The organism is Curtobacterium citreum (genome assembly GCF_006715175.1).
Taxonomy (GTDB): Bacteria; Actinomycetota; Actinomycetes; order Actinomycetales; family Microbacteriaceae; genus Curtobacterium; species Curtobacterium citreum.
On record NZ_VFMQ01000001.1, the window covers coordinates 804,154 to 818,517 of the forward strand.

The window sequence follows — 14,364 nt, forward strand, 5'->3', positions numbered from 1 at the left end:
GCACCGACTTCGTTCGATCATCGATCGATCAGCCGCTACAGTGACGACATGCACGAGCAGCACTTCCAGGACATGGCGCGGAGCCCGGGGTCCGTCGGGGACGTCCTCCGACTCATCCGCGTATCCGACACGACCTCGCGCTCGAGCATCGCCCGGAGCACCGGACTCGCGCCGTCCACGGCGTCCGCCCGGGTCGACGCGCTGACGTCCCTCGGGCTCGTCCGCGAGAGCGGTGCCGAGGGGTCCCGAGGCGGACGCCGGGCCCGACGGCTCGAACTCGTCGCGGACGCCGGGTTCGTCGCCGCGGCCGACCTCGGTGCGCACCACGTGCGCATCGTCCTCACCGACCTGGCCGGGACCGTCCTGGCGGACACCGACGCCCTCGAGCACGGCGCCGGCACGGTCCCGGTCGCCGCCGGGCCCCGGGCGTCCGTCGCGGCGCTCTGGCAGCGGTTCGTCGAGCTCGCGCGGGACAGCGGTCTCGACATGGACCGGTTCCGCGGGGCCGCCATCAGCATCCCCGCGCCGGTGTCATACCCGGGCGGCAGCATCGCGACCCCGTCGTTCGAACCGTCCTGGCACGGGGCCGTGCTGCCCGAGCTCTTCGCGGAGTACACCGACGTCCCCGTGCTCGTCGAGAACGACGCGAACCTCATCGCCCTGGCGGAGCACCCCGAGCCGGACCGCTCGGGCACGCTCGTCGCGGTGAAGCTCGGCACGCGCATCGGCGCCGGCGTCCTGCTCGACGGCCGGCTGCACCGCGGCGTGAGCGGCGCCGCGGGCGAGATCAGCCACACCCCCGTGGACGGCGAGGCCGCGATCGGCTGCACGTGCGGCGTGCCGGACTGCCTGGAGTCGGTGGCCTCCGGCGGCGCCGTCGTCGCACGGCTCCGGGCCACTGGGCGCGAGGTCGGCAGCACGGGCGACGTCCTCGCCCTCGCCGCCCAGGGCGACCCGGTGGTCCTCGACGAGCTGCGCCGGGCCGGGGAGCACATCGGCCGGGTCCTGTCCGGGATCGTGAACTTCTGCAACCCGAGCGAGGTCGTGCTCGCGGGCGCGATGTCCGCGTCCTCGGTGCTCGTCGCCACCATCCGCGGCGAGCTCTACCGCTCGTGCCTGCCGATGGTCGCCGACGCGCTCGACGTCCGCGCGAGCCGGGAGCCCCGTGACGCCGGGATCCGCGGTGCGACGGTGCTCGCCGTGGACGAGGTCCTCGCCCCCACCCGCATCGACGAGATGGTCCGGACCGCGGCGGAGCGCACCGCATGAGCACCGCGGTCCGCGACCTCGAGCAGTCCGGCGCGGTCGTGGCGGTCGACGTCGGCGGCACGACGGTCAAGGGCATGCTGCGCATCGGCGACGTCGTGCTCGACCGGGCCGTCGTCCCGACCTTCGGGACCGTCGGACCCGCGGACGGGACGGTCTCCGGCACGGCGACGGCCGGCACTGCGACGGCCGGCACGGCGACGGCCGGCGCGGCGATGGCCGATGGGCCGTCGACCGGGGGCACGGCGGTCGGCGACCTGGCAGCCGGTGGGCCGGCGCTCGCCGCGGTCGTCGCCGTGGTCGACCGGCTCGCGGCCGCCGCCACGGGCGCCGGCCACCCGCTGGCCGCCATCGGCCTGTGCACCCCGGGGGTCGTCGACTCCGCGGCCGGCACGGTCGTCGTGGCGGTCAACCTCGACTGGCACGACCTGCCGATCGCCGACCTGCTGCGCGAGCGCTACGGCGTCCCCGTCGCCGTTGCGCACGATGCGCGTGCCGCGGCCACGGCCGAGATCGCCGCCCGCACCGCCGCCGGTCGGGACGTCACCGAGATGGTCTTCATCCCGATCGGCACGGGCATCTCCGCGAGCCTGGTCGTCGACGGCCGCCTGGTGGTCGGCGCCGCCGGGGGTGCCGGCGAGGTCGGGCACGTCTGCGTCCGACCCGGCGGGGAGCCCTGCACGTGCGGGCAGCGCGGGTGCGTCGAGGCCTACGCCTCGGCCCGGAACATCCGTCGGCGCTACCGTGCGGCCGGCGGCACCATCGACGGGGCCACCGACGAGATCGTCGCGGCGGTCGACACCGACCCGGTCGCGGCCGCGGTGTGGGCGGACGCGGTCGACGCGCTCGCCGCCGGGGTCGCGATCCTGTCCGCCGTGCTCGACCCCGCGGTCGTCGTCGTCGGCGGCGGGCTCGGCGAGTCCGGGGAGCGCCTGCTCGCCCCGCTCCGCACGGCCGTCGACGCCCGACTCGGCTGGCGGCCGTCGCCCCGCATCGAGCAGTCGCTCGCGGGGGCCGGCGCCGGACTGGCGGGTGCCGCGCTCCTCGCCCGCACCGCCGCCGCGACCAGCACGACCGGCGCGACGAGCGCGCCCACGTCCAGCGCGCCCACGACCAGCACACCCGCGCCCGCCGCGGACCCAGCACCACACGGAACCAGGAGGACCCCATGACCGAACAGCGACTCCGGATCGGCCTCGTCGGTGCGGGGGTGATCGCCCACGCACACCTGCCGAACCTGCTCCGCCTCGGCGACGTCGTCGTCTTCTCCGAGGTCGGCGCCGAGGAGCTCGTGGCCACGCACGGCGGCGAGGTGGTGGGCTCGCTCGACGAGCTCCTCGCCCGCGTGGACGTGGTCGACGTCGTCGTCCCCACGTACGCGCACGCCGAGGTCGTGCGGGCAGCGCTCGCCGCCGGCAAGGACGTCATCAGCGAGAAGCCGCTCGCCCGCACCGACGCGGACGCCGACGACCTCGTCCGACGCGCCCACGAGGCCGGCCGACAGCTCTACCCGGCGCACGTCGTCCGGTACTTCCCCGAGTACGTCCGGCTGAAGGCCGCGGTCGAGGCCGGGCAGCTCGGCGAGCTCGCCGTCCTGCGCTTCGTCCGCTCCGGCGGCTTCCCGACGCGCTCCGCCTGGTTCGCCGACCCGGAGCTGTCCGGGGGCATCATCATGGACCAGATGATCCACGACCTGGACATCGCCCGGTGGATCGCCGGCGACGTCGTCCGGGTCAGCGCGGTGCACGTCCGGAAGGGCACCGTGGACCACCCGGTCGAGGCGGCGCACGTGCTGCTCACCCACGCGTCCGGTGCGATCAGCCACGTCGCGGGCATCTGGGGTCCGGCGCACCTGCCGTTCGTCACCGAGTTCTCGGCCACCGGCACGCTCGGCACCCTGTCGCACGACTCCCGCGCGGAGCGGAACTACACGGCCGAGCTCCTCGACGAGGCGGCCGTCGGCGGCGACCTGCCGGAGCTCGACCCGACCGAGGACCCCTACTTCCTCGAGATCCGCGAGTACCTCGGTGCGTTCCGGGGCGGTGCCGTCCCGCGCGTCTCCGCCGAGGACGGCGCGACCGCGGTCCGGATCGTCAACGCGGCGCTCCGGTCGGTCGAGACCGGGCAGCCCGTCGACCTGGAGCCCGCCCCCGCGGCCGGGACGCACGAGGGGGCGACGGCATGACCGCCCTGCGCATCGGCGTCCTGTCCTTCGCGCACACGCACGCGCTGTCGTACCTGACGGCGCTGCAGGCGATGCCCGGCGCCGAGGTCGTCGGCACCGACCCGGACGGCACCTCCACGGGCACGGAGCTGACCGACCTGCGCGGTCGGGAGCTCGCCGACGCCCTCGGGGTCGCGTACGTCGACTCGGTCGAGGAGCTCCTCGCACAGGGCGTCGACGCCGTCGTGGTGACGAGCGAGAACGCCAGGCACCGCGCGCTCGTCGAGCAGGCCGCCGCCGCGGGTGTCCACGTGCTGTGCGAGAAGCCGCTCGCGACGACGTGGGAGGACGGCCTGGCGATGCGGGCCGCCGCCGAGGCCGCGGGCGTGCTGCTCATGGTCGCCTTCCCGGTGCGGTTCGCCGGGACCTTCGCCCGGCTCGCGGCGACGAAGCGGGCCGGCCGGCTCGGCGAGGTCTTCTCGGTCCGCGGTGCGAACAACGGCATGCTCCCGCTGACCCGCTCGTGGTTCACCGAGCCCGAGCTGTCCGGCGGCGGCGCGATCGTCGACCACGTGGTGCACATCGCGGACCTGCTCGACGAGCTCCTCGACGGCACGCCGGCCGTGACGGTGACGGCCGTCACGAACCGGGTGCTGCACGCCGCCCGCGCGCAGGCCGAGACCGCCGGGCTCGTGACGATCACCTACGCGGACGGCACGATCGCGGCCATCGACTGCTCGTGGGGCCGCCCGGACACCTCGCCGACGTGGGGTGGGCTCGCGCTCACCGTGGTCGGGTCGGAGGGATCCGTGGACGTCGACTTCTTCCGCCCGAGCGTGCGCGGGCTCGACGCCGCGACCGGCCGGTCGGTGGTGCTGCCGTACGGGCCGGACTTCGACCAGGCGATGCTCGAGACGTTCGTCACCGCGGTCCGGAGCGGCGAGCAGCCGCAGCCCGACGCCGCGGTCGGCCTCCGCACGCTGGCGGTCGTGCTGGCGGCGCAGGAGTCTGCGGCGAGCGGCGAGACGGTGCGGGTGCGGTCCGTCTGAGCGCACCGCACTGACGGACGGGAGGCGCGGTGCCGGCTGGCACCGCGCCTCCCGTCCGTCGCGGCACCGTCTCAGGAGCCGCCGGCCGCTGCCCACAGGTTGCGGGCGTTCGCGAGTCCGCGCTCGACCGCGTCGACGTCGTCCTCGAGCCCCTCGAACTCGATCGAGAGGGGGCCGTCGAACCCGCTCGCGACGATCCGCTCCACGATCCGGCCCAGGGGCAGGTCACCGTGCCCGACGACCGTGCCGAGCACCGCGCGACCCGCCAGGGTCGTGAGCCAGCCGTCCGCGGCAGGCGGGGTCTCGCGCACCAGGAAGTCCTTCAGGTGCACCACGGCCGCGACCGGCAGGGTCCGCTGCACCGCGCGGAGCGGGTCGTCGTCCAGGCAGACGAAGTTGCCGACGTCGAGCAGGGTGCGGAAGGCGGGGTGGCCGACCTCGTGGACGAGCCGCAGGATCCGCTCGCTGTCGTTGAAGGCGAAGCCGTGGTTCTCGACCATCGTCGTGATCCCGAGCGTGGCGGCGTGCTCGGCGACCGCGCGGCAGACCGGCACGACCTGCGCGAGCACCCGCTCGAACTCGGCGTGGTCGGCGTCCCGCCAGGCCCACGGCACGACGTCGTGCCGGAACCGGGTGATGCCGAGCCGGTGCGCGACGTCGAGGTGCTCGTGGACCCGCGCGACCTCGGCGTCGACGGTGGCGGGGTCGGAGAAGTCCGCGCCGATGACGTAGTTGGCGAGCCCGATGCCGCGCGCCGCGGCGTGACCCCGCAGCTGCTCGACCAGCTCGGGCTGCCGGGGCAGGTCGTCGCCGAAGCCACCCGCCGCGACCTCGAGGTGGTCGCCCCCGGCCGCGGCGACGCGGTCGACCACGTCGAAGATCGTCAGCGCACCGCGCTGGAGGGAGCGGGCGTAGCTGTAGGAGGACACTCCGAGTCGCATGGCGCGACCCTAGCCGCTCCGGTCTCGTCGCCACCAGGGGTGTGGACGGGCTCCGCGTCGCCCGTGCGGGTGGGGGACCACGGCAGGCGGCGGAAGAGCGGCATGAGCGGCTGCACCATCGGCCCGATCGCGAACGCGGCGACCACCGTGCCGACCCCCACGTCACCGCCGAGCAGCCAGCCGACCAGGACGACGGTGACCTCGATGAGGGTGCGGGCGAGCCAGAGCGGCCAGCCGAAGCGCTCGTGCACGCCGACCATCAGCCCGTCCCGGGCGCCGGTCCCGAGCCCGGCGCCGATGTAGCAGGCCGTCGCGACCGCGAGGAGCGCCAGGCCCGCCGCGAACAGCAGCACACGGGGGACGAGTCCGTCCGGCTCCGGCACGAGCCAGAGCACCAGGTCGGCGGACGGGCCGATCGCCAGGACGTTGCACAGCGTGCCGATCCCGGGCTTCTGGCGGAGCGGGATCCACAGCAGCAGGATGACGACGCTCGACACCACGGTGATGACGCCGAACGACCAGGGCAGCACGTTCTCCAGGCCCTGCGTGAGCACCGTCCACGAGCCGACGCCGACCACGGCGCGGACCTGCAGCGCGGTCGAGGCGCCGTAGAGGAACAGGCCGACGAGGAGCTGGACGGAGCGGAGCGAGAGGCTGACAGAGCGGGGCACGGGTCGATACTCCCGCCGGATTGGCCTGTTGGTCGAGAGCCAATCTGGCTACGGTGGACCCGTGACCCCGGTTCTCCTGAGCGCCCGATCGGCCGCCCTCCTGCTCACCGACTGGCGGGACGGGTCCGACGCCCCCGCGTACGAGGCGCTGTCCGACGCCCTGCGCGTGCTCGTCATCGACGGACGCGTGCCCCTGGGCGTCCGGCTGCCGGCCGAGCGCGGGCTGGCCGAGGCCCTCGGCGTCTCGCGGACCACGGTCGCGAACGCCTACGCCCGACTCCGGTCCGACGGGTTCCTCGTGTCGCTGCGCGGCTCCGGCAGCGTCGTGCACCTGCCGCGGGAGCTCGCCGGGCGCCCGGACCCGGAGCGGCTCGGCGGGGTCGTCGACGGCGGGCTGCTCGACCTGCGCAAGGCCGCCCTGCACGCCGCCCCCGAGGTCGCCGAGGCCGTCGAACGCGCGGTCCGGCACGTCCCCGCGGCGCTCGCCGGCATCGGGTACGACACGGTCGGGGACCCCGGGCTGCGGGCCGTGATCGCCGAGCGCTACACGGAGCGCGGGCTGCCGACCGACCCGTCGCAGATCGTCGTGACCATCGGCGCGCAGCACGCCATCGCGCTGCTCGCCCGGGTGCTCGTGCGCCGCGGCGACGCCGTCCTGGTCGAGTCGCCGACCTACCCGCACGCGCACGAGGCCTTCCGCGAGGCCGGCGGCCGGCTCGTCGGCGTCCCGGTCGACGCGCACACCGGGTGGGACGCGTCGGCACTCGAGACGACGCTCCGCCGGACGGCGCCCGCGGTCGCGTACGTGATGCCCGAGCTGCACAACCCGACCGGCGCGACGATGCCCGCCGCGACCCGGGAGCGCCTGCTCGCGACCGCGGCGGCGACCGGCACCGTCGTGGTGGCGGACGAGACCATGGGCGAGCTCCGGATCGACGGCTCGCCGGAGCTGCCGCTGGCCGCGTCCGCCGTGCCGTCCTCCACCGTCGTGATGATCGGCTCGGCGGCCAAGGTGTTCTGGGGTGGGCTGCGCATCGGGTGGGTGCGCGCCGAGCCTGACCTGCTGCAGCGGATGCTGCTCGCCCGCCCGTCGGGCGACCTCGGCACGCCCGTGCTCGACCAGTTGGTCGCGCGGGAGCTCGTCCCGCGGACGGCGGCCGTCCTGGAGGCGCGGCGCACGTTCCTGCGCGCCGGTCGCGACGACGTCGTGGGCGCGTTGCGCACGCGGCTCCCGGAGTGGGACGTCCCGTCGCCGGCGGGCGGGCTGACGACGTGGGTGGGCCTCGGCCGGCCGGTGTCGAGCGCACTCGTGCTCGCCGCGCGGGCCGAGGGCGTGGTGCTCGCCTCGGGCGGGGTCTTCGGTCCCGACGGTGGGTTCGAGCGGTTCCTGCGGGTCCCGTTCACGACCGCGCCGGCGGACCGGGAGCGCATGGTCGACGTGCTGGAGCGGGCCTGGGCGCGGATCGGCGGCGACGGGGTCGGGATCCGCGGATCGCTCGCCGCGGTGGTGTGAGCGCACGTCATCCGCTGGGCTGACCCGCCCGGCGCATCGTCGCTCCGACGGCCGACGCGGTGCGGGCGGCTGCGCCGGAGGCTGAGGACGTGCAGCCGACCCGCCCCACCGACGCCCTCGTCTCCGCCTCTGATCCTGCCTCCGTCCACGTCGTTCCGGCCCGTCCGGTCCCGCCGGTCGCGCGGGTGTCGATCGCCCTGACCGGCGCCCTGCTGGCCGGGGTGCTGACCTCGTTCGGGCAGGCGGTCCCCGCGCTCGCGACCGTGTCGAACTCGGCCGGGCCGTGGTTCGTCGTCGCGGTGCTGCTGTGTGCGGTCGCCGGTGTCCGGGCCGGCCGGGTGGCCCTGCCGCTCGCGATGCTGCTCGGCGTCGTGCTCCTCGAGGTCATGCACGTGGGCTACTGGGCGGCCACCGTGCTGCGCGGGTACCCCGACGTCCTGTCGATCACGAACCCGTGGGTCCTGCTCGGGGTCCCCGCGGGACTGCTGGCCGGGGCGGTCGCGGTGGCGCTGCGTGGCGGACGCCGGCGCGGCACCCGGGGCGCGGTGCTGGCGGCCGGGGCGCTCGGGGTCGTGGCGGCGGTGCTCGTGGGGGAGTCGGTGCGGGCGTTCCTGCGCGTGGCGACGCCCGAGACGACGCCCGCCTGGGCCGTGCAGCTCGCCGTCGGGGTGGTGGTGCTCGTCGTGTCGATCGTGCGGGCGGGCAGCCCGGTCGGCCGCGTCACGGCGCTCGCGACCGGACTCGTCGGTGCCGTCGGGGTGTTCGGCGCACTGCTGCTCATCGGCGGGTGAGGCGGTTCTCCACAGGTCAGCCGTGGGGGGGGTCTGGTTCGCAGGTGGAACTGGGAGGATCACCGGGTGCACCTCCTCTCGGTCTTCAGCATCCGGAACCGCGCGCTCATCGCCCTCGTCACCATCGTCGTCGCGGTGTTCGGCGGCATCTCGCTCACGAGCCTGAAGCAGGAGCTCATCCCGAGCGTCGAGTTCCCGCAGGTCGCGATCGTCAGCGCCTACCCCGGTGCCACGCCGGAGGTCGTGTCGAACGACGTGTCGACGAAGATCGAGCAGGCGATCCAGGTCGTGCCGAACCTGGAGTCGACGACCTCGACGTCGTCGACCGGGCAGAGCGTGGTGTCGGCGTCGTTCGACTACGGCTCGAACCTGGCGAGCGCCGAGGACAAGATCCAGACCGCCGTGAACGCGCTGTCGCTGCCGGACACCGTGCAGACGCAGATCGTCACCGGGTCGTTCGACGACCTGCCCGTGCTGCAGCTCGCCGTCACGGCCTCCGGCAACCAGGAGCAGCTGGTCGACCGGCTGAACGCGACCGCGGTGCCCGACCTCGAGAAGCTCGACGGCGTGCGGCAGGCGAGCGTGTTCGGCAACCCGGGGCGCCGCGTCGTCATCACGCCGAACGAGTCCGAGCTGGCGGCGAAGGGGCTGACGAGCCAGTCCATCTCGGACGCGCTGAGCGACAACGGCACGCTCATCCCGGGCGGCACGATCACGCAGGACGGCACGACGCTCTCGGTGCAGACCGGGCAGCGCATCGCCTCGCTCGCCGACATCGAGGACCTGCCGCTCACGGCGTCGTCCTCGTCCTCTTCCTCGTCGTCGTCCTCGTCGTCCGCCGGTGGCTCCGCAACGGGCGCGGCCGGCGGCTCCGCCGCGTCGGGCGGGGCCGCGTCCGGTGGCGCCACGTCCGGTGACGGCACCGCGGGGGGATCCGCCGCCGGCCAGACCGGCACCGGGACCACCGCGACCGGCGGGGCGGGCGCGAGCAGTGCCTCCAGTCCGACCCGTCTCGGCGACGTGGCGACCGTGCAGATCGCGGAGTCGCCGCGGACCTCGATCAGCCGGGTGGACGGCAAGACCGCGCTGACCATCGCGATCACGAAGACGCAGGAGGCGAACACGGTCGACGTCTCGGAGACGGTGAAGGCCGCGCTGCCCGGGATCGAGGCGAAGGTGACGGGGAGCCCGCAGTTCACCGTCGTGTTCGACCAGGCGCCGTACATCCAGCAGTCCATCGACTCGCTGGCCGAAGAGGGGCTGCTCGGCCTCGGCTTCGCCGTCGTCGTGATCCTCGTGTTCCTGCTGTCGTTGCGGTCGACGATCGTCACCGCGATCTCGATCCCGACGTCGGTGCTGCTCGCGGCGATCGGCATGCGCGCGGCCGGCTACACGCTGAACATCATCACGCTCGCGGCGTTGACCATCGCGATCGGTCGCGTGGTGGACGACTCGATCGTGGTGATCGAGAACATCAAGCGGCACCTGCAACCCGGCGTCGACCGGGGGCGTGCGGTGCTCGACGCCGTGCGCGAGGTGGCGGGGGCGGTGACCGCGTCCACGCTCACCACCGTCGCGGTGTTCCTGCCCGTGGCCTTCGTCGCCGAGCTCGTGGGTGAGCTGTTCCGGCCGTTCGCGCTCACCGTGACGATGGCGCTCGTCGCGTCGCTGCTCGTGTCGCTGACGATCGTGCCGGTGCTCGCGTACTGGTTCCTGCGCCCGCCGAAGGGACACAAGCACGCGGGTGCGGCCGCGTCTCCTGACTCGTCGGCGTCGGCGTCGGCGTCGCCTGCGTCGTCTGCGTCGTCGACCGGGGTGCTGTCGTCCGGCGCGGACCTGCACGACGCCGCTGCTCCCGACCGGCTTCGCCGCGGGTACCAACCGGTGCTGCGCTGGGCGATCGGGCGGCCCGCGATCGTGCTGGTGCTCGCCGTCCTCGTGCTCGGCGGGACGGCCGCGGCGGTGCCGTTCGTCAAGACGAACTACCTCGGCGACTCCGGCCAGAACACGTTCACCGTGACGCAGGACCTGAAGCCGGGCACGAGCCTCGCCGTGCAGTCGGACGAGGCCGAGAAGGTCGAACGGGCCCTCCGCGACGTCCCCGGCGTGCAGACCGTCCAGACGACGATCGGCTCGAGCGGCCAGTCGATCCAGGCGGCGTTCGGCGGCGGGGCGTCGGCCTCGGTGCAGTACAACGTCACGACCGACGCGCAGCGCGACCAGACGACCATCCAGTCCGACGCGCGGAAGCGCATCGACCGGATCGACGGCGCCGGCGAGGTGTCGCTGACCTCGAGCAGCGGGTTCGGCGGCTCGAGCGACATCGAGGTGGACGTCACCGCCCCGACCCAGGCCGAGCTGCAGACCGCCGCGCAGCAGGTCCTCAAGGAGATGCGGGCGGTCGACGGGACGACGGGAGCGACGAGCAACCTGTCCGCCGCCGAGCCGTACCTGGCCGTGAAGGTCGACCGGCAGGCGGCCGCCGAGCGCGGGCTGACCGAGACCCAGGTCGGCGGGCTCGTCGCCGCGGCCGTGTCACCGCGGGACACCGGGAGCGTCGAGATCGACGACGCGACGCTCGACGTGTACATCGCCGACGCGAACCCGCCGGCCACGATCGACGCACTGAAGAGCCTGTCGATCCCCACCGCGACCGGCGAGGTGCCGCTGTCCGACCTCGCCACGGTCGAGCAGTCCGACGGCCCGACGACGATCACGACGTCGAACGCCGTCCGCACCGCCACCATCACGGTGACGCCGGACGCGTCGAACCTCGGTGCGGCCGTGCAGAACGTCACGAAGGCGGTCGACCAGCTCGACCTGCCGAAGGGTGCGTCGGCCTCGATCGGTGGCGTCGCGTCGAGCCAGTCGTCCGCGTTCAGCCAGCTGTTCCTCGCGATCCTCGTCGCGGTGCTGATCGTCTACGTGATCATGGTCGCGACGTTCCGGAGCCTGCTCCAGCCGGTGCTGCTCCTGTTCTCGGTGCCGTTCGCCGCGACCGGCGCCGTGCTGCTCCAGATCGCGACGGGCATCCCGCTCGGCGTCGCGTCGATCATCGGTCTGCTCATGCTCGTCGGCATCGTCGTGACGAACGCGATCGTGCTCATCGACCTCGTGAACCAGTACCGGCGCCGCGGGCTCCGGGTGCGCGAGGCCCTGGTCGAGGGCGCGACGCGGCGACTCCGACCGATCCTGATGACCGCGCTCGCCACGATCTTCGCGCTGCTGCCGATGGCGATGGGGCTCACGGGCAAGTCGGGCTTCATCTCGCAGCCGCTCGCGCTCGTGGTGATCGGTGGTCTGGTGTCCTCGACGCTGCTCACCCTCGTGGTGCTGCCGGCGCTGTACTCCGTCGTCGAGGGTGCGCGGGAGCGGCGGGCGGACCGTCGGGCGGCGAAGTCGGGAGGTGCCGGGGAACCGGCTCCGGGCGGGGTCAGCGCGTCACACTGATCCCGGTCCCGGTCCCGGTCCCGGTCCCGGTCCGGGTCCCGGTCCGGGTCCGGGTCCCGGTCACGCTCCCGGTCGCGGACTCGGTCAGTGGGTCTCGCTGCCCCGGAACCAGGAGACGAGCGCGCACGTGAGCGTCACGAGGAACACGACGGCCGTGCCCTGGGCGACCACGGCGAGGTGGCCGGTCGCCGCCGCGTAGCCGCTCGTCGCCACCGTGGCCGTGAATGACAGACCGAGCAGGAGCTCGGTCCCGGTCTGTGCGGCGGTGCGGCGCGGCCACTCGGAGGTGGCGCGCGCGGGGCGGGTCGGCGTGTCGGTCACCCCAGGAGTCTGGGGGTGCGAGGGACCCTCGCGCACGCCCGCCTCCGGGTGGCACCCGCACGGGGCACGCGCTCCGCCGGGCCCGGTCGTGTCGCGGTCGGGTCCGGTCGCGTCGCCGTCACCCGAGCCGTGCGTGCAGGAACGCGACGACCCGCTCGCTCATCGCCCGGTCGAGCTGTGCGATCGAGTGCGCCGACCCCTCCACCGCGACGAACGTCACCGGGACGTCGTGGGCACGGAGCGCCGCCACGAACTCCTGGGACTCCCAGAGCGGGATGAACTCGTCGGTGGAGTGTCCGACGAAGAACGGTGCCGTGTCCCGGGTGACGTGGGAGGTCGGTGACGCGCGCTCGGCAGCGGGGCACGCAGTGTACGTCCGGCAGCCGAGGTACAGGAGCTGCTTCCGCTGGAAGGACGCCGAGACGCCGTCCGCGCGGGTGGACCGCTCGGTCAGGTCGGTCGGCCCGCTCAGGTCGACGACCGCGCGGATCCGATCACCTGCGGCGTACGCGGCGGACTCGTGGTCGGTGACGGCGAGCAGCGCGACGAGGTTACCGCCGGCACTGCCGCCGAAGACCCCGACACGGGCGGCGTCGATGTCGTACGTGGCGAGGGTCGACGGGCGGAACACCCAGTCCAGTGCCCGGCGGACGTCGTCGAGACCCGCGGGGAAGGGGTCGGTCGGCGCCAGGCGGTAGTCGACGTTCACCGTGACGAAGCCCTCGGAGGCGAGGTACTCGCACACGGCCCGGTACGCCGCGGTGGCCTTGTCGCCGTGGGACCAGCTGCCGCCGTGCACCATCATCACGGCGGGCCGTCCACCGCGGCGGTCGGCTGCGTCGTCGGTCGCCGGCGACGGCCGTGGCGACGGGGTCGGTGCCGCTGTGGGGGTCGTCTTCGTGTCCGGGGCACTGTCCGGCGGCAGGCACACGTCGAGCCGCTGCAGGGCATCCGCACCGTAGGGGACGTCCGTGACGACGTCGATGCCCGGGTAGCGGAGCGACAGCGGGTGGATCACGGGGTCCGTCGTCACGGTCGCGTTGCTGTCCGTGGCCGGGTCGGCGCTGCACGACCCGAGTGCTCCGAGCACCCCGATCGCCAGGCCCGCGGCGAGGAGCGCGAGCATCGTTCGACGGCGGGACCTCATCGCGTCCACGCTAACCCGGCTCCGGGCGTTCCCCAGCACCACGCGGACCACGAGCGGGTGCCAGGATGGGGGCGACCCCGTGAGCTGGAGGACCCCGTGAGCCGTCGCAAGGCCTGGAACACCGACCCCGAGCCCCTCCTGCGCGTCGAGGAGGGCTTCCGCCTGGACCGCGTCGACCCGGACTCGACGCCGGGGTTCGCCGGCCGCAAGATCGACGGGCTCGAGTCCCTCGCCGCGGGGGCCACACGCCTCGCCGCCCTGCAGGAGCGCCTGCACGCGGCGAGCACCGCCGGCGACGTGCGCCGCGTACTCCTCGTGCTGCAGGCGATGGACACCGCGGGCAAGGGCGGGATCGTCTCCCACGTCGTCGGTGCGGTCGACCCGAACGGCGTGCACTACGCCGGGTTCAAGGCGCCGACGGCCGAGGAGCGCGAGCACGACTTCCTGTGGCGGATCGAACGCGAGCTTCCGCGCGCCGGCCAGCTCGGCGTCTTCGACCGGTCGCACTACGAGGACGTCCTCATCCAGCGCGTGCGGTCGTTCGCCCCGCCGGAGGAGATCGAGCGTCGCTACGGCGCGATCGTCGACTTCGAGGACGACCTGGTCGCGCAGGGCACCACGATCGTCAAGGTGATGCTGCACATCTCGAAGGACGAGCAGCGCGAGCGCCTCGGCGACCGGCTGGACCGCCCGGACAAGCACTGGAAGTTCAACCCGGGCGACATCGACGAGCGCCTGCTCTGGAACGACTACCAGCAGGCGTACCAGATCGCCCTCGACCGCACGTCGACTGCGCGGGCGCCGTGGTACGTCGTCCCCGCGAACCGCAAGTGGTACGCCCGGCTCGCGGTGCAGCAGCTGCTGCTCCGCGCGCTCGAGGACATGCAGCTCACCTGGCCGCCGGCGGACTTCGACGTGGCGGAGGAGCGCCGCCGGCTCGCGGAGTCCTGACCCGGGGGGGGGGGGGCTGGCCGTGGCGGCGGATCTCGCGTAGACTCCCGCGGTCGGCCTTCGACACCGTGACACTGTGATCACGGATTCTGCTTGGGTG

General features: G+C 74.1%; 12 protein-coding genes. 8 read left to right on the plus strand and 4 right to left on the minus strand.

The window, feature by feature from the left end; translation table 11 throughout:
* Window positions 1-48: 48 nt before the first annotated feature.
* Genes FB462_RS03945 through FB462_RS03960 form a run of 4 tightly spaced genes read left to right on the plus strand, consistent with a single transcriptional unit; the run spans window position 49 to window position 4,479 of the window.
* Complete coding sequence (locus tag FB462_RS03945; RefSeq protein ID WP_114850204.1) at window positions 49-1,269, plus strand: ROK family transcriptional regulator; 1,221 nt, start codon at window positions 49-51, stop codon at window positions 1,267-1,269.
* A complete protein-coding gene (locus tag FB462_RS03950) occupies window positions 1,266-2,438 on the plus strand; it encodes an ROK family protein (RefSeq protein ID WP_141860311.1) in 1,173 nt (390 codons plus the stop codon). The genes FB462_RS03945 and FB462_RS03950 overlap by 4 nt, the downstream gene beginning before the upstream one ends.
* Window positions 2,435-3,451 (plus strand): Gfo/Idh/MocA family protein, encoded by a 1,017-nt coding sequence (locus tag FB462_RS03955; protein WP_114850202.1) that lies wholly within the window; start codon window positions 2,435-2,437, stop codon window positions 3,449-3,451. The genes FB462_RS03950 and FB462_RS03955 overlap by 4 nt, the downstream gene beginning before the upstream one ends.
* Window positions 3,448-4,479 (plus strand): Gfo/Idh/MocA family protein, encoded by a 1,032-nt coding sequence (locus tag FB462_RS03960; RefSeq protein ID WP_141860313.1) that lies wholly within the window; start codon window positions 3,448-3,450, stop codon window positions 4,477-4,479. The genes FB462_RS03955 and FB462_RS03960 overlap by 4 nt, the downstream gene beginning before the upstream one ends.
* A gap of 71 nt (window positions 4,480-4,550) precedes the next feature.
* Here the strand turns inward: FB462_RS03960 and FB462_RS03965 are convergent, their stop codons facing one another.
* Both FB462_RS03965 and yczE read right to left on the minus strand, forming a co-directional pair.
* Window positions 4,551-5,420 carry a sugar phosphate isomerase/epimerase family protein gene (locus FB462_RS03965; protein ID WP_141860315.1) on the minus strand — a complete coding sequence of 290 codons (870 nt, stop codon included), beginning with the start codon at window positions 5,418-5,420 and terminating at the stop codon, window positions 4,551-4,553.
* Window positions 5,363-6,091: a membrane protein YczE gene (yczE, locus tag FB462_RS03970; RefSeq protein ID WP_208738888.1), complete on the minus strand. Its 729-nt coding sequence runs from the start codon at window positions 6,089-6,091 to the stop codon at window positions 5,363-5,365. Before yczE ends, FB462_RS03965 begins: the two co-directional genes overlap by 58 nt.
* A gap of 61 nt (window positions 6,092-6,152) precedes the next feature.
* On the opposite strand from yczE, the gene yczR reads away from it, so the two are divergent.
* The 3 genes from yczR to FB462_RS03985 all read left to right on the plus strand — a co-directional run bounded on the left by yczR (window position 6,153) and on the right by FB462_RS03985 (window position 11,845).
* A complete protein-coding gene (gene yczR / locus FB462_RS03975) occupies window positions 6,153-7,604 on the plus strand; it encodes a MocR-like transcription factor YczR (RefSeq protein ID WP_141860317.1) in 1,452 nt (483 codons plus the stop codon).
* 89 nt (window positions 7,605-7,693) lie between these two features.
* Window positions 7,694-8,395, plus strand: a complete 702-nt coding sequence (locus FB462_RS03980) for a DUF6518 family protein (RefSeq protein WP_141860319.1) — start codon at window positions 7,694-7,696, stop codon at window positions 8,393-8,395.
* Between the two features lie 66 nt (window positions 8,396-8,461).
* Window positions 8,462-11,845: an efflux RND transporter permease subunit gene (locus tag FB462_RS03985; RefSeq protein ID WP_141860321.1), complete on the plus strand. Its 3,384-nt coding sequence runs from the start codon at window positions 8,462-8,464 to the stop codon at window positions 11,843-11,845.
* Window positions 11,846-11,929: 84 nt separating this feature from the next.
* On the opposite strand, the gene FB462_RS03995 is transcribed toward FB462_RS03985, so the two are convergent.
* Together FB462_RS03995 and FB462_RS04000 are read right to left on the minus strand one after the other, a co-directional pair.
* Window positions 11,930-12,166, minus strand: coding sequence for a hypothetical protein (locus FB462_RS03995; RefSeq protein WP_114850195.1), 237 nt, complete (start codon window positions 12,164-12,166; stop codon window positions 11,930-11,932).
* A gap of 118 nt (window positions 12,167-12,284) precedes the next feature.
* Entirely contained in the window at window positions 12,285-13,313 is a 1,029-nt protein-coding gene (locus tag FB462_RS04000; protein ID WP_141860323.1) for an alpha/beta hydrolase, read from the minus strand.
* Between the two features lie 96 nt (window positions 13,314-13,409).
* Between FB462_RS04000 and FB462_RS04005 the strand changes: the two genes are divergently transcribed.
* Window positions 13,410-14,264 carry a PPK2 family polyphosphate kinase gene (locus FB462_RS04005; protein WP_114850193.1) on the plus strand — a complete coding sequence of 285 codons (855 nt, stop codon included), beginning with the start codon at window positions 13,410-13,412 and terminating at the stop codon, window positions 14,262-14,264.
* Window positions 14,265-14,364 lie beyond the last annotated feature (100 nt).